Here is a 17779-nt window from a genome sequence, read left to right on the forward strand (position 1 = left end):
AGGAGAGAAAGATTTCCTATGGGGAAGAAGCCGCCTATCCGGGTCGCGCTTGATCTGGAAACAACCGGCCTGCACGTAGAGCAAGATGCTATCCTCGAAGTGGCTGCGGTCAAGTTCCAGGGCACGACGATCCTCGATCGGCTCGAAACGCTGGTGGCGCCGGGGCGCTCCATCCCTTACCGGGTGCAGCGCCTGACGGGAATTACGCCGCGGCAGCTGATCGGAGTACCTTCGTTTGAGGCGATCGCGCGCAAGCTCCAGCAGTTTGTCGGCAGCTTTCCGATTGTTGGGCACAGCATCCCTTTTGATGTGAGCTTCTTACGTCGACAGGGGTTGGCGTATCATAACCAGCTGATCGATACCTTCGAGCTGGCGTCGGTGCTGCTCCCCTCCTTGCCGAGCTACAGCCTGGGGTACGTGGCGCGTTTTTTGGGGGTGCCCAGCTCCCCCGAGCGCCATCGGGCTATGGCCGATACCTTGCTGGCTATGCATGTCTTTCTCGCCCTCTATGAGCGCCTGCAGGCAATTGATCTGGCGGCGCTTGAGGAGCTTGCTCATCTTGATGCCCCGCCTGATTGGCCGCTGCTGACCTTCTTTCGCCAGGAATTGCACGAGCGTCAGCGCGAGCAGGGGCTGCAGCGCGGCCCCATTTGGGGCAACCTTGGTCAGCATTTTGCCGCGCAGTTGGGCATGGACCCGCGGGTTCTCTCGTTCGCAGTAGCGCACGCCGGCTCGCCACTCCCTGCCCTGTCCCCCGAGACCGTGCCTCCTCCTGACGAGCGCCCTCGTTCGCTGGCTCAGCCTCTCATGTCCGCCTCGCCAGAGATGGTGCCTGACCTGCAGATCCTGCTTGAGGCCAGACGCTCAGAGTGCGAACGTCAGCACCTCACTAGCTATGCTGCCTTGCAGTATCAGCTGCAAGAAACCTTTGCTCGCTGCGGGACCGCTTTAATCGAGACTACGCTCGGTAGCGACGATTATATGCCGCTACTGCTCACGGCTCTTGAATGGCTCAAAGATGCCTCCAAGCAGACAGAGGCAGCCTCGCGACCCTTGCCTCGTCTGCTGATCAGCTGCGCTTCCACGCAGGCGGCCTATCGCATCAGAGATGCCTTGCTGCCCCGCCTCCAGGAGCAGCTAGGAGCGCGTTTCTCGGTGGCCTATCTGGCCGAACGCGATGGCTATCTTTGTTTGCATCGTTGGTTTGGAGCCGCCCAGGTGCGAGTGGGAGGTGGGCCACGCGCGGAGGAGGCTCGTGCTTTTGCAAAGTTTACGCTGTGGGCCCAGGAGACGCTGACGGGTGAGCGTGGCGAGTTGACGCTCTTGCCCTACGAAGTTGCGAGCTGGGAGCGCATCTGTTCGGGAAGCGAGCGCCTTGTGGCAAGCGATGAGCGCCTGGGCAGCATCTATGAGCGCTGTGCCTATCGTCGCAAGGGCTACTGCTTCTATCAACGAGCCGAGGAGCGCGTACGGGCTGCCCAGATTGTGGTGACGACCCATGTAGGGCTGCTCGATGATCTCTCATCTTCCCATTCTCTCTTATCTGAGATTCCCTATCGCCTCATACTCGATGCTGATCTCCTCGAAGAGGAGTGGGCACGCCGTAGCGGGCTAGAGCTGAGTCATGGACGCCTGCTAACGCTCCTGCAGACACTCGGAATCGAGCTGCCCAATGGGCGTTACCAGGGTCTGCTGGCGCTCGCGGCTCCAGCCTTGCGCGAGGAGGTTCCTCCGTCCGTCACTGCTCCCCTGAAGCTGGCATCCTCTTCTACGGTCACGCGGACCGAGCTGGATACGCGCTTGCTCTCCTGGTTCCAGGCTCTGCGTCAGGCCACTGGGGCGGCAAATCACTTTTTCCTTGCGCTGACTCACTTGCTGGATGAGGCGTTGCGTGCCCCTGCTGCCAATCAGGGGTCTCGCCATGAGCGTGGACGTTCGCAGGTGGCACGCAACCAGGGTCAAAGTTCTCGCTTCGCCGAACGCCTTGACCAGGCCCTGCGCCTCCAGCGTTCCCTGCTCAATCTGGAGAGTTGGGATGAGGCGGCCCATGCCTGGCGTCAGCTGTCGCAGCGCCTACAAACGGTGATCGAGCTGGCTCAGGAGGCTGAACGCTTGCTGCTGACGGGCAACCGCAATAGAACGCGCCAGGAGCGGCCAGGACTCTTAAGCGACGCCCTGGCGGCAGAGTTTGCCATGAGCGCTCAACGACTGCGCGTTCTGAAAGAGCAGGGGGACCAGGCTTTTGCCCTCACAGAAGGGGAGATGGTCTACTGGCTGCGGGTTCCGCCAACCCCGCTGCATCCGCAACCTCGCGCTTTAGATAGCGCGACTGTGGCCCCGCTGGTGGAGCAGCCGCTGGAGCACGCCCCGGCTATCTACGGCCAGCCGATTCAGGTTGCACCCATGCTGAAGCGCCTGCTCTTCCTGCCACAGCGGGCAACCGTCCTGGCGGGCGTGGCCTTAGCGGTCGCCGGCGATTTCTCTTTTGTGCGGGGCCGGCTGGCGCTGGAGCTGGAGCACTGCCCAGCCTATTCGCTCGAAGTCGATCGCTGCGCTCAGACGCTGCTCTACATTCCTAACGATGTCCCTGAGCCGAATATGCCCCAGTATCAGCGGCGCCTGGATGAGGCCATTCTCCAGATGGCCGAAGCTTTAGAGGGCCAGATCCTGGTCTTATTCACTTCTCATGCCGCCTTGCGCAATTCGTACTCTTTCATTAAGAGCGCTCTGGAGGCCCGCGATATCCTTCTGCTCGGTCATGGCATCGATGGCTCCCCGCGCCAGCTCTGGCAGATCTTCGCCGAACAGCCGCGGGTTATGCTCTTTGGAGCTGGAGGTTTCTGGGAAGGGGTCGAAGAACTGCCGACGCTGCCCTCTTGCCTGTTTATCACCCGCCTGCCAATGCCGGCTCTCAATGATCCCCCGCTGGCCGCACGCGCCGAGCAGTATGCCGACCAGCTCCATCAAATGACCGTGCCCGTCGCCGCTCTGCGCCTGCGGCGAACGCTCAACCGCCTGGCCTGGAGCGGCAGGAAGCGCAATAGCGTCATTATCTTTGATCGGCGCCTGATCTCGAAGGAGTATGGACAGCTGATTCTGCACTCGCTGCCACGTTGCTCGCAGCGTCAGGACAGTGTGGCCCAGATGTCCGAGGCTGTTTTAGACTGGCTGACCTCTGATGGCCTGGGGGTGAATGGCCTCGGGGACCAGTCGCGGCCCGGTCTCGACATCGAGCAAACTTGACCCGCGTCTGCGCCCTATGGTATCGTACTGGCATTGAAGCGTAGACGGTAGCGAGCAGCAAGCAAGTCGAGAGAGAGTGGCATAGTGATGATGAGTGCGGAGACGCAGGAGAAGTCAAGAGCGCTCGTGCTCCCACATGGGGCGGTCTCTCTGCCAGCTTTTTTGCCCGACGCGACGCAGGCGGTGGTGCGGGCAGTTGACAGTCTTGACCTGGAGCAGTGTGGGGTCCAGGCGCTCGTCATGAATACTTTCCATTTGATGCAGCGCCCTGGTTCCTCAGCGGTGGAGGCCATTGGGGGGGTCCATGCGCTGAGCGGTTGGCGGCGTCCGATCGTGACCGATTCGGGTGGCTTCCAGGCTTACTCGTTGATTCGCCAGAATGCTCGCTATGGTCACTTGACAGAGAAGGGGCTGGCCTTTCAGCCAGAAGGAGCGACACGGCGTTTCCTGCTCACACCTGAGAAGAGTGTCCAGTTGCAGCTGAGCAGTTACGCCAGCGATGTCGTGGTCTGTCTGGACGATTGTACCCATGTTGACGAGCCGCCGTCGCGACAGCGCGAGTCAGTCGAGCGGACAATTGCCTGGGCTCGGCGTGGCAAGGCCGAGTTTGTGCGCCTGGTCGAACAGAAGAAGCTGCCGCCCGAGCGGCGTCCGCTGCTGTTTGCGGTCGTGCAGGGAGGCGGCGATTTCGCGCTGCGTCGCGCCTGCGCGGAGGCCTTGCTGGAGATTGGCTTTGATGGCTTTGGTTTCGGTGGCTGGCCGCTGGACAGCGAGGGCCAGCTGCTGAGCGAAATCGTGGCCTGGACGCGCGAGCTGATTCCGGCGACCTTTCCGCTGCATGGCCTGGGGATCGGTCATCCCCTGAATGTGGTAGCCTGTGCTCGCATGGGGTACGATCTCTTCGACAGTGCTATGCCAACCCGTGACGCCCGTCATGCTCGGTTATACTCCTTTACTGAGGACCCGACCACGAGTCGTCTTGACCCCGATGGGAGCTGGTTTACGTATGTCTACCTCAGCGATGAGCGCCTGCGTCGCGAGCGGCGACCGGTCTCTGCTTTCTGCGACTGCCTCTGCTGTTCGCGCTACAGTTTGGCCTATCTGCATCATCTCTTTAAGGTCAACGATGCCCTCTTTCTGCGCCTGGCGACTATCCATAACCTGCGCTTTATGATGCAGCTGATGCAGCGCCTGGAAATGCTGTTGCATGGTGAGCGAGAGCAACGAGAGCAGCAAGCGGCTCACACAGCTGGTTGAAGCGGTGCGGGCGAGCCGCAAGTACCGTTCACTGTATAGGGGGACGATCGCCGCTGTAGGTGCTCGGGAGCTGGCTCGTTATGCTGACCTCGAGGAGGCGATCAAGGCGACCAGGCGCCGGCTGCATCAGATTGCAGGCATGTATCTGGCCGGCACGCCTCCCTATGAGCGTTGGCTGGAAGAGCTGCGCCAGGCGCGGGCGAGCGGCGATGAGGAACGGCTACGTGTCGTCTGCCGTCGGGCGATGGCCTGGCATGCCTCAACCCGTGAACGGCTCAAGCTGCTCGCTACTTTCTACGAGCGCTTGCTGGCCGATCTACCGCCTGTGAGGCGGGTGCTCGATGTCGCCTGTGGTTTCCATCCCTTGGCCCTGCCCTGGATGCCTTTCTTTCGATCCGCCGGGAGCGCCTGCTACTACTATGCCTGTGATATCTATGAGGATCTGGCAGCCTTTCTGCAGGCCGTTCTAGAGATCCTGGAGGTTTCTGGTGAGGCCACAGTCTGCGACATCGTGCAGGCGCCACCGGACCTGACTGTTGATCTCGCCTTTGTCTTGAAAGTCCTGCCTTGTCTGGAGCATATTGAGCCAGAGGCCGGCTTGCGGCTCCTGCAGGCCATTCGCGCGCGCTACCTGCTGGTCTCCTTTCCCGGGCAGAGCCTGGGTGGCGGAAAACGAGGGATGGCGGCCTATTATGAAGCGCGCTTTCGCGCCCTGGTTGCTGATTGTGGCTGGCGGCTCGAACGCTTTGCTTTCCCGGGGGAGCTGGTTTTTCGTATCGAAAAAGAGGAAAGCCGGCCCTAGCTGTCTTTGCCTTCGGCGAGCAAGATGGGCGGTGGGCTGGCGATCTTTTCACTGGTAGAGGAGCTTGTTCCGCATGGTCACATCTTCTGCTGATGAGAGGAAAGAGGGGACACTGGCGTCCGGGCGTCTCGTCTATGGCGCTTGCCCCCATGACTGTCCCGATGGATGCGCTTTAGAGACCCTGGTCGACGAGCAAGGAAGGGCAGTGAGTTTGCGCGGGCGGGCTGATCATCCCATTACCCGCGGCTGGCTTTGTGCCAAGGTGAATCGCTATCTGGAGCGCGTCTATCACCCCGAGCGCCTGCTGTATCCCCAGCGTCGTCGGGGTCCCAAAGGGAGCGGCTCCTTCGTGCGTATCAGCTGGGAGGAAGCTTTTGCTGAGATCAGTGAACGCTGGCGACGCATCATTGCTGAGCACGGAGCCCAGTGCATCTTGCCGTACAGCTACGCGGGCACACTTGGATTAGTCAACGGGGCCGTGACTGACTCACGCTTCTGGAATCGCCTGGGAGCCTCGCGACTCAAGCGTGCTATCTGTGGGTATGCTGCCGAGGAGGCGGTGCGGCTCACCATTGGCTGGCGTCTGGCGCCTTCCCCAGAGATGTTGCTGCAGAGTCGACTGATTTTGATCTGGGGCAGCAATCCAGCGAGTACGGCCCCGCACATCATGCCTTTCCTGCGCCAGGCGCAGCATCAGGGGGCGCGAGTTATTGTCATCGACCCGGTGCGCACTCTGACAGCGCGTTCTGCCGACTGGCATATTCAGCCCTATCCTGGAACCGATGCAGCCCTGGCCCTGGCTATGATGCACGTTATTATCAGCCGCGGCCTGCACAACCAGGCCTGGATCGACGCCCATACTGTTGGCTGGGAGCAGCTGTGTGAGCGCATCATGCGTTATCCACCTGAGCGTGCGGCGGAGATCACTGGCCTACCGGTCGAAACGATCACGGAGCTGGCCATCACCTATGCCACTACTACTCCGGCTATGCTACGGGTGACCGATGGCATCAATCGCCATACCAACGGTGGGCAGACTGTCCGTACACTGCTCTGCCTGCCGGCCTTGACCGGTCAATATGGGCTGGTGGGTGGAGGGGTCATGTACAGTACCAGCGACTGGTTGCAGTGGGACGCTGAGGCAGTCAAACACGAGCATGATCCGGCCTGTCCGCCAGCGCCGCGCACCCTCAACATGAATCGTCTGGGAGCCTTGCTCACCGGTGAGGCCGACCCGCCCATCTATGCCCTCTATGTCTATAACGCCAATCCGGTGGCCTCCTCCCCCAACGCTGGCAAGATCGTCGAGGGCCTCCAGCGCGACGACCTCTTTGTCGTGGTCCACGACTTGTTTGAAACCGATACAGCGCGCTACGCCGACATCTTGCTGCCAGCAACCAGCCAGCTTGAGCAGACCGATCTCCACAAGGCTTATGGCCATCTTGCACTTCAGTACAATGCCCAGGCCATTGCCCCACTGGGGGAGGCGCGCAGCAACTGGGATGTCATGCGCGGCCTGGCGCAGGCACTGGGCTTCACCGAACCCTGGCTGCAAGAAGATGCCGAAGCTGTCATCCGGGGAGTGCTGGAGGCCACAGCGGCACGCTCGCCGCTTCTGAAGGACATCACCCTGGAGCGCCTGCAGCGTGAAGGGTGGGTGGCGCTGGCCATCCCAGAAGAGCGGCGCCTGCCTTTCGCCGATGGCCGCTTTGGCACCCCTTCCGGCAAAGTTGAGTTTTACTCGCAGCAGGCGGCAGAGCTAGGCTATGATCCCCTGCCCGACTGGGTGCCCGATGGCGAAGCGCCTCTTGGTCCTGGAGCCAATGGGCAGCGCGAGCGCCTCGTGCTGGTCTCGCCGGGTGCGCATCACTTCATCAGCTCCAGCTTCGGCAATGTAGCAACCTTGCGTCGTAAAGAGGGGCGGCCTAGCGTTCGTCTCCATCCTGATGAGGCCCGAACACGCGGCATTCGAGATGGCCAGCTCGTGCGTCTCTCGAACGAACTGGGAAGCTGTCTGGTCTTTGCCGAAGTAAGCGATGAGGTGCGTCCGGGCGTGCTGGCGGCCAGCTCCGTCTGGTGGCCGCGCTTCAGTCCCGATGGACGCAATATCAACTGGCTGACTTCCGATCGCCTGGCGGACTTCAATGGTGGCAGTACCTTCCACACCACGCTCGTCACCATCGAGCCTGTTGCCGCAGTGTCGCAGTCGTCCTTCGGCGAGTCGCAGGAGGTTGTCAGGAACTAACTGGAGGCAGGCGAAGGCGGAGGTGAAGAGCGGTACTGATAGAAGATCTCGTAGAGCACCAGGGCCGTGGCGACCGCCAGGTTAAGCGAATCGCTGCGGCCCGTCATGGCAATGCTCACCATGAGGTCGCAGCTCGCCTGTTGGGCGGGAGAGAGACCTTCGCGCTCGCTACCCATCAGCAGGACCAGAGGAAGTGGATAGCGCAGGGAGCGATAGTCGGTCGCAGCTGCCCCGGAGGTGCCGACCACTGTGCAGCCCGTTTCTTCCTTCCAGCGCCAGAACTCGGCCAGGCTGGCGCGAATAAGCCTCTGAGAGAAGAGGGCACCCATGCTGGCGCGGACAGCGTTAGGATCATGGGGGTCGGCGCAGTGATCGAGCAGTATCACCCCGCGAGCGCCAGCCGCATCAGCGGTGCGCAGGATTGTCCCGATATTGCCCGGGTCCTGAGCGGCATGCAGAGCCACCCAGTAGTCGCCGGGAGCTGGGTGCAGCTCCTCCAAACGGTGCCAGCGTTGACGGACGACGGCGGCCAGACCCTGGGGACCCTCCTTTTGCGAGAGGCTGCTAAAAACTGTCTCGCTCACCTCCAGTACGGGGACACCTGCCGCCTGGGCCTGGGCCACAAGGGAACGGGCGAAGTCGCTACGCAGCAGAGAAGGCGCCACCAGCAGCATCTCAACGGGGGCTTCTGTCTGGAGCGCCTCCGCCACCAGGCGAATACCTTCGATGAAGAAGCGACCGCTGCGCTCGCGCTCGTGGCGCTGGCGCAGGGCCCGGATCGCTTTAATACGTGGATTAGCGGGACTGGCAATCTGCATAAACCGGTCTCTACCGCAAGATAAAGCAAAGACGGCTCTTGCCTCTTCCAACCTTGCTTCGCTGCTGTCAGACGCGTGTTGTTGTCAGGCTGGTCCCGCTTATCATACTGTCTCTCCTCCAGAAAGGCAAGCCGTTCCAGCCAGTTCTCTCTCGATTGGCCAGAGAAGCCGTTGCCGGCAGCGCTGGCGACTGCACATGGCCTCTGGAGAGAGCTGAGGCCCGTGTGTGTCAGAAGCTGCGGAGACTGTGCTATAATGAGGTTGACTCGCAGGTCTCATCTCGTCTTCAGGCATGAAGAGGGGAATGCATCGTGTGAAACAGCGATCAACCAGGCAGCAGGAGAGCAGCCTAGAGCGACAGCAGCGGGAGTTGCTCCGTCACATCATAGATATCGGTGCCTCATTACGCCTGGGAATGGATACTGATACGCTGCTACAGCGCGTATCGGAAGCTGCCTGTAAGGCGCTCCGTTTTCGCTATTCGGCGCTCTATCTCAATAACGGGGCCGGCTTTTTTGAGGCGAGGGCCTCAGCGGGCCTCTCGCCGGAGCAGCATCGCTACCTGATCGAGCACCCCCTGCCCGAGGAGGCGGTCAACAAGCTGATCTGCGAGCGCTACCGCATCGGTAACTCCTACTTTGTACCCAAAGGCGACCCCATTTGGCGCGACGCAACCCTCGCCAGCTTCTTCATCATTGTCGATGATCGCGTCGAGGCCGTACCTCTGGACTCTACTCCGCTAGGCGAGCCGGATTTAGGCCCCGAATGGCAAGTTGAAGATCTGCTGATCGTGCCTCTGCGCGGTGCCGATAACTCTCTTCTTGGCTTTCTAACGCCCGATTCTCCCCTCAACGGCCTGCGCCCAACGCTGGAGATTCTGGAACTGTTCGAATTGTTTGCCAACCAGGCTGCAATTGTGATCGAAGGCACGCGGCTTTACGAAGAGCTGAAGCGGCACAGCGAAGAGCGGGCAGCCCTTGTCAAGATCGGGAGAGCCCTCTCGGCCCCTGACGACCCGGGGGACCTGCAGAGCATCTACCAGACCATTTATGAGCAAGTAGCGCCCATGATGCCCGTCGACGCTTTTTATATTGCCCGCTATGTCCGTGATGCCGAGGGCGAGAAGCTGGTAATGGAATTCTTAATCGACGATGGAGTCAGGTATCCTGCGGTCGAGTTCGGCCTCATTCTGCCGCAGACGCATGATATCCTCTTTCATGAGCCGGTTGGCCGACTCATAACAACCAGTCGAGAATTTCTTGAATTTGCCGGTCTCGCGGCGAGCGACGAAGGAGCGAATCTTCTTGGGAGCAACCGACCGGCGGAGTCGATTCTCTTTGTCCCGCTGCGCTATGGGGAAAAAGTGCTGGGACTGCTTTCCGTGCAGTCCTATCGGCCTCAGGCCTACACTCAGAGGCATCTGGAACTGCTGAAAGAGATTGGCATTCAGGCGGCCATAGCTATGAATAACGCGCAGCTCTATACAGAATTGCGTGAAGCTCTCAAGCAAGCGCAAGAATCCGAGCGCCTCAAGAATCACTTCCTGATGACTGCCTCGCACGAGCTGCGCACACCGCTGACGGCCATCCAGGGTTATCTGGAGCTGTTGGGGGATTTTGGGGAATCGCTGGATGAAGAGGCCAAAGCCCGTTTCATCAACAACGCGCGCCGGGCCTGTGAAGAGTTAGTCTTGCTGCTTGGCAATGTGATGGATGCCAGCCGCATTGACCAGGACCGTGTCATGCTCAAAATGGAGCCGGTGCAGGTTGTTCGTCCTGTCATGCTCATCCTGGAGATTCTGGAGCCGATCCTGGTGCGTGAGGAGAGGAGCATGTCCATTGAGGTGCCCGAGGATCTACAGGTGTGGGCGGATGATCTGCGGCTACGTCAAATTCTTCTCAACATCGTTGGCAATGCGCTCAAATACACCCCGGTGGGGTCGCCCGTCGCCATCTCGGCGCGACGTCTCAGCTGGGAAGAACTCTCTGGTCTCCCCTCTCTGGCGGGTCAGCACTGCCCGGCCAGGCCGCCGTCGGGCGCTTTTGCACTGATTGCGGTGCGTGACTGGGGACCGGGGATCTCGCGAGCAGATCAGGCGCGCCTCTTTACCAGGTTTATGCGCCTACCCAACGCTCTCAACAGTATGCAGCGCGGTGCAGGGTTAGGGCTATATCTCTGTCGTCAGCTGACCGAGGCGATGGGAGGCTCGATCTGGATGGAGAGCGAGGGAATTGCCGGCGAAGGCTCGACCTTCTACATCGCGCTGCCGCTCTATTCTGAGGAACAGTGTAACAAGGAGTGAGTTGTAGGTGACGAAGGAACGCTCTTTTGCAACAGTCAATGAGCACAAAACGAGCCTGGCCAGCGCTACGGCTTTGATGACCGCTGCAGGATACAGCCGTGCAGATATTCATATGCATACGAACCTTGGTGACGGTTGGGCCAGTCCAGCGCAGGTCATCAAGGAAGCGCGGCGTCGTGGATTGCGTCTTATCGCTATCACCGATCACGACCACCTCGAAGGGGCCTGGCGTGTGGCTGAGCTGCTTGCCAGGGAGCAGGCCATCGGTCAAGATGGAGACGGCCCGGAAGCGGCGACGCCTCTCGAACTGGTGATCGGGGTCGAGGTTACCACCCGTGATGGCCATCTCCTGGGACTCTTTGTAGAGAAGGCCCCTCGCGCCCAGCGACCGGTAGAGGAAGCCATCGATGAGATCAAAGCCCAAGGAGGACTGGTCATCGTGCCTCATCCCTTTGGGCGTCTGGTGCCCAGTTTAAGCCGCGCCAGGATCGAAGAGCTCCTCAACAAGGGCTACTGTATCGATGCTCTGGAGATGTACAATCCCTCGCCAGCAAACGCCTCGCAGCGCCATAGAGTACGCCTGGCTAACCAGCAATGGCGGCTGGCGGAGGTTGGTGGCAGCGATGCCCATTTCTGGCAGCACATTGGCGTGGCTTACACGCTCTTCCCCGGGCAGAGCGCAGAGGAGCTGCGTCAAGCTATTCTCCAGCGGCAGGCTGCACCTGGCGGTCAAGAGGTGCCAACGCCGCGCTTGCCGCTCGGCGTCTATGTGGCGCAATGTGCCTGGAGCTGGCTGGTCGATCCTCCTCGGCGTGCCTGGCGCGCGCGCCGCAATCACCAGAATCATCGCACCCTGGTGGTGCGGTAGGTACACATGGCTGAGCGTGGCTGAGCGTGGCTGAGCAGTGGTTGATCGGGGAGCTGGAGAGGGCTTTCTGCCAGGCCTCTGGGGCATGCTCTCAGCCCATACATACAGTCGAGCGGCTCGCTGCCGCGCCGCTCAGGGCGCTCAAAGAGGAGCGTTCTGCTCTCGCCCTTCTCCTCTTTATGAGTCTCTGCTCCTTTCTTATTTTTTGCATCATGTAGCCTTCTTCTGGACCCTGATTCGTCTCCGGCGCTTCGCGACCCGCGTCGCATCCAGTTGGGAGTTGGGGGCAGCCGGGTGATAGCCGGGTGGCAGCCGCTCCCCAGGGAAAGATAAGTGACCCCTCAGCCTGGTCAAGTAACATATAATAGAGGGTGATATTCGGCCAGCGGTAACCGCTACCCTAGAAAGAGAGTAAGCTTTCCATGAACTTATACGAACAATTGCAAGTCATTCATGAGCGCCTGAACAACATCGGGGCCCATGAAGATAGCATTGCCCTGGTAGAGAAGCTGCTCAAGCGTGCCGAACCCACCAGGTATGACCGGACTCAGATCTCGCAGATGCAAGTCTTAAGACACATGCTGCGCATGCCCGATGTCATCGATAATTACGATATCTATAACGATCTGCAAGAGCTAATGGGAGAGCACTCTGAGGTCGAACTGATGGCCCGCGAAGAGGCGGCGCCTCCAGCCTATGAGGACACGACGCGCCGGCCCAAGCCACGCTCCTACTATAAAGCGCGCAAGGCCAAGGAGAAGAAAAGCAGCTAGATCGCGATAAGAGCTGACTCTTCCCTTGGCCCTTTCTTTTCTGGGGGCTACTCGGAGCGTAACGGCGGCCAGTTGGCTGAACGGTGTAGTAGGGCCATCAGGAGGCCACCAGGAAGGAGGACCACAGCGAAGAGGGAGCGAAGGCCAGGACCTTGCAAGCTGAGGAGGCAGGTCAGATTCCCACCAAGGCGCAAGGCGAGTCAGGTTCTGGTTCCTTGCGCTGCAGGCTGCAGCGTCTGGCAACAGACAGGAACCTGCCGAAGACGCTTACGCTTCCGCTGGGGGAAGATGGCCTTGCCCCTCTGATGCCGATCTATCTGACAGGAGCCGTCGCTTAAGAAACTGGAGCTGCTGCTCTACTTGCTCGTCCCGATCAAGTCGTTCCAGCTCATGGTCCAGAGCATTGCCGCCAGCGGTCAGGAGAGGGGGAGAGAGAGGGCTGTCCAGCGTGCCCTGTTCGAGGAGAGAGTGCAAGGCGCTGGCGCGGGCTTCCGCTGTCAGGATCTTCTCCTGAGCGCGCTCCAGGGCAAGCTGCATTTCCGTCATCTCCGTACTCAGACCTGTGAGGGCTTCCTCAATACGGGCCTGGGCCTGAGCGGCGCTATAGCGAGCCTTCAGGACCTCTTTCTGGGTACGAAAGGCCTCCACTCGCATCCTCAGTCGCTGCTCCAGCTCAATCAGCTGTTCCTTTTGCGCACGCACCTGCCCCAGTTGTTGCTCATAGCTATTGAGCTGAGCCAGCAACAACTCACGGCGCTGCAGGACCAGGCGGGCCAGATCTTCACGATTAGCGCGAAGCGCATGAAAAGCCTTCTGCTCATAGCGCTCTGTCTGGCGCTGCAGCTCTGCCTGTTGAAGTTCCAGGCGTCTCTCGCTGGTAGCCACATCGGCGACGGCGCGACGAAGCTGCTGCAGCTGCTCCACTTGTTTCTGATAGGAATAATCGAGCACCTGCGCCGGGTCCTCTGCTCGCTCAAGGGCGGCCTTACTGCGGATGCGCAGCAGCAAGGCCAGGCGTGAAAGCAAGCCCATGACTGCCTCCTCTCGTGCTGCTTGCCGTCGGGAAGTCCCTGCTGGCTGTGCGCTTACTAATCTCTTGCTCGTACTATTGCTTGTTGGTCTTGCGCCCCAGGTGGTGGTGCTGCTCTCGCCTGCCAGACGGTACTGCGCCGCCAGACCTCCAAGATACCGCTGTCGACATGATATCACAAACGAGGCTACCAGGCTCCCTGGAGCCTGGGAAAACTGTCGGCCTCTTCCTTCCCCCCTCTTGACATTTGCGCGAGGAGGGGCTATAATAAATGCCGTCAAGAGTGAGACGCGGGCTTGGTGTAGCGGTAACATGCAACTTTCCCAAAGTTGAGATCACGGGTTCAAATCCCGTAGCCCGCTCCAGGTTTCCTGTGAACGCCCCGCACTGCGGGGCGTTCCTTTTGGCTATCTCTCTCCTCTACCAGCCTCCCATAACTCGCGAGCTTTTTGCTGAGTCATGGTCGCAGAGGCGGCTCCTCACCTGGTCTCAGCTGCCTTGCTGGCGCCGCTCCTCCAGAGCACGCTGCATCTGCTGCATATCGCGTGCCACTGTGCGCAGACCCAGGAGGCAGATCAAGCCAGCCAGCAGCAAGGCGCTGGGGGCGGTACTCAGCAGAGCGAGGTGGAGAGAACTGTGCTCCTTCAGCAAGCCGATTAGCGCCGGGGCAGAGGCATCGCCAAGCAGATGGGCGAGCAGCAAGGCGAGGCCCAGAGCTGTGGCGCGCACTTCTGGCAGCACTACATCCTGGATAACGGCATTCAATGGGCCAGTACAGAAATTGAGGGCCACGCCAGCCACAAAGAGCGTTGCCACGAAGAGGGAGAGCTGGTGGAAGAGGAGAGCCAACAAGGCTAGCGGTGCTCCAATCAGGAAGCCCAGCGTAGCCACCAGCAAGCGCCCCTGGAGGAAGCGGCGCTGGGCGCGATCTGCCAGCAGGCCCCCAAGCACTGTACCGACCAGACCGCTCCCGACCAGGAGCGCGCCCGCCAGCAAGCCCGCCTGGCTCAGGGTGAGGTGAAAATCCAGAAACAGGTACGTTGGCAGCCAGGCTGAGGTTCCCCCAATCGTAAAGAAGCTGCAGATGAGGGCGCCCAAAAGCACCCAATAGGTAGGAATGCGCACAATAGCTCGGGCCTGGCGCCAGAAATCGCTGCTCAGACTGGCATGGCCCTCGGCCACCAGTGCCGACGAAGAGGCCTCAGATCGCCCTTGTGTCTCCTGTGCCTCCTCCTCCTCAAACGAGCCACGGGCAGGCTCATGGAGGCGCCAGGCCAGGAAAGCCACCACCAGCCCTGGCAGCCCGACCACATAGAAAGCCCAGCGCCAGCCGAGTGTATCGGCGATCAAGCCGCCGATTACGAAACCCAGCGCCGAGCCGATCAACGTCGCCGCCGCCCAGTAGGAAAGCACACGCCCACGTTGGGCGGGAGGGAAATAGTCACCCAGCAGCGAGAGCGAAGCGGGCGCATAGCCAGCCTCGCCGATCCCAAGGACCGAGCGCGTGATGAAGAGCTGGATGAAGTTTCGGGTCAACCCCGTAATGGCGGTGGCGAGGCTCCAGAGGCCGACGCAGAGACTGACGATGTTCTTGCGCAGCGTGCGGTCAGCCCAGATACCCAGCGGCAAGGTGGTCAGTCCATAGACAAGCAAGAAAGCTGAATTCAGGAGCCCGGCCTCGAAATCGCTGATCTGCAGATCGTGCTGGACCCGGGGGAGGATCGCCGGTAGAATATAGCGATCGGCGTAATTGAGCATATTAATCACTAATAGAACGACCAGAGCAAAGCGTGCCTCGGCGCGTGTGGGCCGCCGTAGGCGCTGACCTCTAGAGGCCGGGGTGACGGCGGTCATATATCGGTGAACTCCTTTCGTTCTCTTCAGAGCGAAATTGCTAACGTAGAGATGCACAGTAATAGCACAACAGGACAGCGAGCAGCCCCAGCAGAGGACAAAAAAGAAAGAAAAAGTGAAGAAGAGCAGAGCAGGCAGAAGATCCTCTCTCCTGCCTGGCGTTCGACCGACTCGCAGGCGCTCAAGCCGCCAGGTTCACTGCTGTCCCCTTTTTGCCAGAGCCACTTCGACCTCCGACGAGTGCACACGGGCGAGGCAGAGACATGAATCTCATCTGTCTGACAGACAATAAGATCTCGTCTACCGACCTGCTCGTGCGCTCCCCTGGCATCGAAGAAGGCTATTCGCTTAGATGATACGTTGCCAGACCAACTTTGTTGCACAGCAAGATTGCTCACCGCTTCGGGCCAGATCTTGCAACCCTCTTGAAGACCCGCACGTCTTATCAGTGAAGTAAAAAGGGTACATGAAGACTCAGCTTGAGACAAGTCCGTGGCCGTTTCATGATTGAAAAGTAAAGGCGTCTTCTGTTGTATACTCTTCAAGAAGAGGGGTAAGAAGCAGAGAGCCGCTTTCCGCGAGTGAGAACGCTGACGCTCGTTGGCTGGCGTGGTTTGGTCTAAGCAGAAAGGAACAACATGCTAGAGACACTGATCCAGTTCCTTCTCGATCATATGCTATTGAAGGCGCATCCAATAGTTATTTATAGTATTGTGGCTCTATTTCTTCTCTTGGAAAGCTGTGGAATTCCGGTGATCAACAGTACGCTCTTGCTCCTCACCGGGGCGCTGGTCACGCTTGGCCATCTAGACTTCTGGCCATTGGCAGGGGCGGCGCTGTTTGGGAGCTGTGCGGGGGCCTGTCTGGCCTACTGGATCGGCGAACGAGGAGGGCGTCCGGCGCTGATGCGGCTGATGAAATTCCTGCGTATCGATGAGAGCAAAGTGAATGTGGCGGAGGGCTGGTTTCAGCATGCGGGGGTCTGGATGATCTTCCTCTCGCGGATCACCCCTTACGTGCGACCCTTTGCCTGCTTTCTGGGAGGGATCTCGCGCCTGAACTATCGGCGCTTCCTCCTGGCCATGTTGCTTGGCTCCCTGCTCTGGTGCGTGGTGATCATTCGCGTCGGCATGGTGCTTGGAAAGCATTGGCGCTGGGGCGTGGCCCTGATCCAGCAATATACCCTACCGGCCTGTCTGATCTTAGTGGCAGTCATGGTACTCTCGCTTGCCATAAGCCGTCTGCTGCAGCGCAAGCTCAGGAGGCGTTTCCTGCAAGAGCGCTCGCAGCAAGAAGAGGCCGAGCGTCAGCTGCTCAAGGTCCAATGACTTGGGGAGAGCGGGTTTGAAGAAGAAGGAGAAGAGAACAGGGCAGTCCTTGCTTCCCGGATTGCGGGCGTTACCGGGCGGGAAGGAAAGGACTGCCTGTGACTCCTTAGAGATGAACCACTGTCAAGCCGAAGATATCGCCGGCGGCGCGGATCTCTTCAAGGGCCCAATCGGGGATCGGGTCGTCGACTGAGATAATCATCAGGGCAATATCGGGCTTGGTGCCGGGGCGACGTGGACGAGGAGCGCGCTCGATCGGTCCGACATCCATATGGCGGATATTGACCCCGGCCTTGCCCAGGATAGTGCCCACGCGCCCAATCATACCAGGTTGATCGGGATTGTGGCAGAAGAGAATATAGCCCTCGGGCACGAACTCTGTCCAGTAGCGCCCCACCCGTACGATACGTGGCTCTCCATGCATGACCGTCCCGCTGAGCAGCTCGACCCGCTCAGCCTCGCTCTCGCCCTGACCAGCGAAAGAAGCTCGGCCATTGACATCCAAGACGCGCAGCGTCACCAGATTAGCGAACTCGCTGGACGTTGGTGACTTCTGCTCCGTGATCTCCAGGCCGCGCTGCTTGGCCAGCAGAGGAGCGTTGATCATATTGACATGCGCGTCCGAGATTGGTTCCAGCAAGCCCTTGATGAGAGCGGCCTGGAGCGGGCGCAGGTCGTAAGCCGTAATCTCGCCGCTGTAAGACAGCTCGATGCGATGAAGGGGACCTGGCTGAAGCTGGGTATAGAGGCGCCCCATTTTCTCCAGCAGTGTCATATAAGGCTGAAGGACCTGCAGGGTCTCGGGCAGAATGAGCGGGGCATTGACCGCGGCGCGTGGGAAGCCACCGCGCAGGACCGTCACAATCTGTTCGGCCACATCGAGCGCCACCCCGACCTGAGCCTCCTCGGTGGAAGCGCCCAGGTGAGGAGTAGTCACCACCTGCTCATGGCTGACCAGCTCCCGCAGCAGGGGATGGTCGCGAATCGGCTCCTGGCTAAACACATCGAGCGCGGCGCCGGCCAGGCGCTGCTCTTTGAGTGCCTGCAGCAGGGCCTCCTCATCGATGAGGCCGCCGCGCGCGCAGTTAATCAGGCGAGCGCCGGGCTTCATCAGACTCAGCTCATGAGCGCCGATCAGGCCACGTGTCCCAGAGGGGCCACTGGTCAGGGAGGTATGGAGTGTTACAAAGTCGGAGCGACGCAGCAGGTCCTCGAGGTTCGTCATTTGCACGCCCAGCTTACTGGCCTGTTCTGTCGAG

The 17779-nt window shown here is 60.2% G+C and carries 12 protein-coding genes and 1 tRNA gene; 9 read left to right on the forward strand and 4 right to left on the reverse strand.

Going from position 1 to position 17779, the window contains the following annotated elements; all coding sequences use genetic code 11:
- The first annotated feature begins 18 nt into the window (after positions 1 to 18).
- From BGC09_RS09720 to BGC09_RS09735, 4 genes are all read left to right on the forward strand, one after another.
- A complete protein-coding gene (locus tag BGC09_RS09720) occupies positions 19 to 3243 on the forward strand; it encodes an exonuclease domain-containing protein (RefSeq protein WP_069803745.1) in 3225 nt (1074 codons plus the stop codon).
- A gap of 87 nt (positions 3244 to 3330) precedes the next feature.
- On the forward strand, positions 3331 to 4500 hold the full coding sequence (locus BGC09_RS09725) for a tRNA-ribosyltransferase family protein (RefSeq protein WP_218104008.1): 1170 nt from the start codon (positions 3331 to 3333) through the stop codon (positions 4498 to 4500).
- Positions 4451 to 5302: a class I SAM-dependent methyltransferase gene (locus BGC09_RS09730; RefSeq protein ID WP_069803747.1), complete on the forward strand. Its 852-nt coding sequence runs from the start codon at positions 4451 to 4453 to the stop codon at positions 5300 to 5302. The genes BGC09_RS09725 and BGC09_RS09730 overlap by 50 nt, the downstream gene beginning before the upstream one ends.
- A gap of 73 nt (positions 5303 to 5375) precedes the next feature.
- Complete coding sequence (locus tag BGC09_RS09735) at positions 5376 to 7547, forward strand: molybdopterin-containing oxidoreductase family protein (RefSeq protein ID WP_069803749.1); 2172 nt, start codon at positions 5376 to 5378, stop codon at positions 7545 to 7547.
- On the opposite strand, the gene BGC09_RS09740 is transcribed toward BGC09_RS09735, so the two are convergent.
- Positions 7544 to 8365, reverse strand: a complete 822-nt coding sequence (locus BGC09_RS09740; protein WP_069803751.1) for a TrmH family RNA methyltransferase — start codon at positions 8363 to 8365, stop codon at positions 7544 to 7546. The genes BGC09_RS09735 and BGC09_RS09740 overlap by 4 nt on opposite strands.
- A 313-nt stretch (positions 8366 to 8678) precedes the next feature.
- On the opposite strand from BGC09_RS09740, the gene BGC09_RS09745 reads away from it, so the two are divergent.
- The 3 genes from BGC09_RS09745 to BGC09_RS09755 all read left to right on the forward strand — a co-directional run bounded on the left by BGC09_RS09745 (position 8679) and on the right by BGC09_RS09755 (position 12308).
- Positions 8679 to 10667, forward strand: coding sequence for a GAF domain-containing sensor histidine kinase (locus BGC09_RS09745; protein ID WP_176728894.1), 1989 nt, complete (start codon positions 8679 to 8681; stop codon positions 10665 to 10667).
- 7 nt (positions 10668 to 10674) lie between these two features.
- Positions 10675 to 11535, forward strand: coding sequence for a CehA/McbA family metallohydrolase (locus BGC09_RS09750; protein WP_069803755.1), 861 nt, complete (start codon positions 10675 to 10677; stop codon positions 11533 to 11535).
- Positions 11536 to 11957: 422 nt separating this feature from the next.
- A complete protein-coding gene (locus tag BGC09_RS09755; RefSeq protein WP_069803757.1) occupies positions 11958 to 12308 on the forward strand; it encodes a hypothetical protein in 351 nt (116 codons plus the stop codon).
- A 267-nt stretch (positions 12309 to 12575) separates the two neighbouring features.
- Here the strand turns inward: BGC09_RS09755 and BGC09_RS09760 are convergent, their stop codons facing one another.
- On the reverse strand, positions 12576 to 13340 hold the full coding sequence (locus tag BGC09_RS09760; RefSeq protein ID WP_069803759.1) for a PspA/IM30 family protein: 765 nt from the start codon (positions 13338 to 13340) through the stop codon (positions 12576 to 12578).
- A 288-nt stretch (positions 13341 to 13628) separates the two neighbouring features.
- Here BGC09_RS09760 and BGC09_RS09765 point away from each other — a divergent pair.
- Positions 13629 to 13703, forward strand: a tRNA-Gly gene (locus BGC09_RS09765).
- 124 nt (positions 13704 to 13827) lie between these two features.
- Here BGC09_RS09765 and BGC09_RS09770 read toward each other — a convergent pair.
- The gene (locus BGC09_RS09770; RefSeq protein ID WP_069803761.1) at positions 13828 to 15192 is read right to left on the reverse strand and encodes a spinster family MFS transporter; all 1365 of its coding nucleotides are present in this window, start codon (positions 15190 to 15192) and stop codon (positions 13828 to 13830) included.
- Between the two features lie 638 nt (positions 15193 to 15830).
- Between BGC09_RS09770 and BGC09_RS09775 the strand changes: the two genes are divergently transcribed.
- The gene (locus tag BGC09_RS09775; protein WP_069803763.1) at positions 15831 to 16520 is read left to right on the forward strand and encodes a DedA family protein; all 690 of its coding nucleotides are present in this window, start codon (positions 15831 to 15833) and stop codon (positions 16518 to 16520) included.
- A 106-nt stretch (positions 16521 to 16626) separates the two neighbouring features.
- On the opposite strand, the gene BGC09_RS09780 is transcribed toward BGC09_RS09775, so the two are convergent.
- On the reverse strand, positions 16627 to 17779 hold a 1153-nt coding region (locus tag BGC09_RS09780; RefSeq protein ID WP_141727713.1), incomplete at its 5' end, for an NAD(P)-dependent oxidoreductase.

The organism is Thermogemmatispora onikobensis (assembly GCF_001748285.1).
GTDB classification, from domain to species: Bacteria; Chloroflexota; Ktedonobacteria; order Ktedonobacterales; family Ktedonobacteraceae; genus Thermogemmatispora; species Thermogemmatispora onikobensis.

Coding starts and splice junctions, on each gene's coding strand:
- BGC09_RS09720 (WP_069803745.1), top strand. CDS start 19: ATGGGGAAGAAGCCGCCTATCCGGGTCGCGCTTGATCTGGAAACAACC.
- BGC09_RS09740 (WP_069803751.1), bottom strand. CDS start 8,365: ATGCAGATTGCCAGTCCCGCTAATCCACGTATTAAAGCGATCCGGGCC.
- BGC09_RS09735 (WP_069803749.1), top strand. CDS start 5,376: ATGGTCACATCTTCTGCTGATGAGAGGAAAGAGGGGACACTGGCGTCC.
- BGC09_RS09770 (WP_069803761.1), bottom strand. CDS start 15,192: ATGACCGCCGTCACCCCGGCCTCTAGAGGTCAGCGCCTACGGCGGCCC.
- BGC09_RS09730 (WP_069803747.1), top strand. CDS start 4,451: ATGGTGAGCGAGAGCAACGAGAGCAGCAAGCGGCTCACACAGCTGGTT.
- BGC09_RS09725 (WP_218104008.1), top strand. CDS start 3,331: ATGATGAGTGCGGAGACGCAGGAGAAGTCAAGAGCGCTCGTGCTCCCA.
- BGC09_RS09775 (WP_069803763.1), top strand. CDS start 15,831: ATGCTAGAGACACTGATCCAGTTCCTTCTCGATCATATGCTATTGAAG.
- BGC09_RS09760 (WP_069803759.1), bottom strand. CDS start 13,340: ATGGGCTTGCTTTCACGCCTGGCCTTGCTGCTGCGCATCCGCAGTAAG.
- BGC09_RS09755 (WP_069803757.1), top strand. CDS start 11,958: ATGAACTTATACGAACAATTGCAAGTCATTCATGAGCGCCTGAACAAC.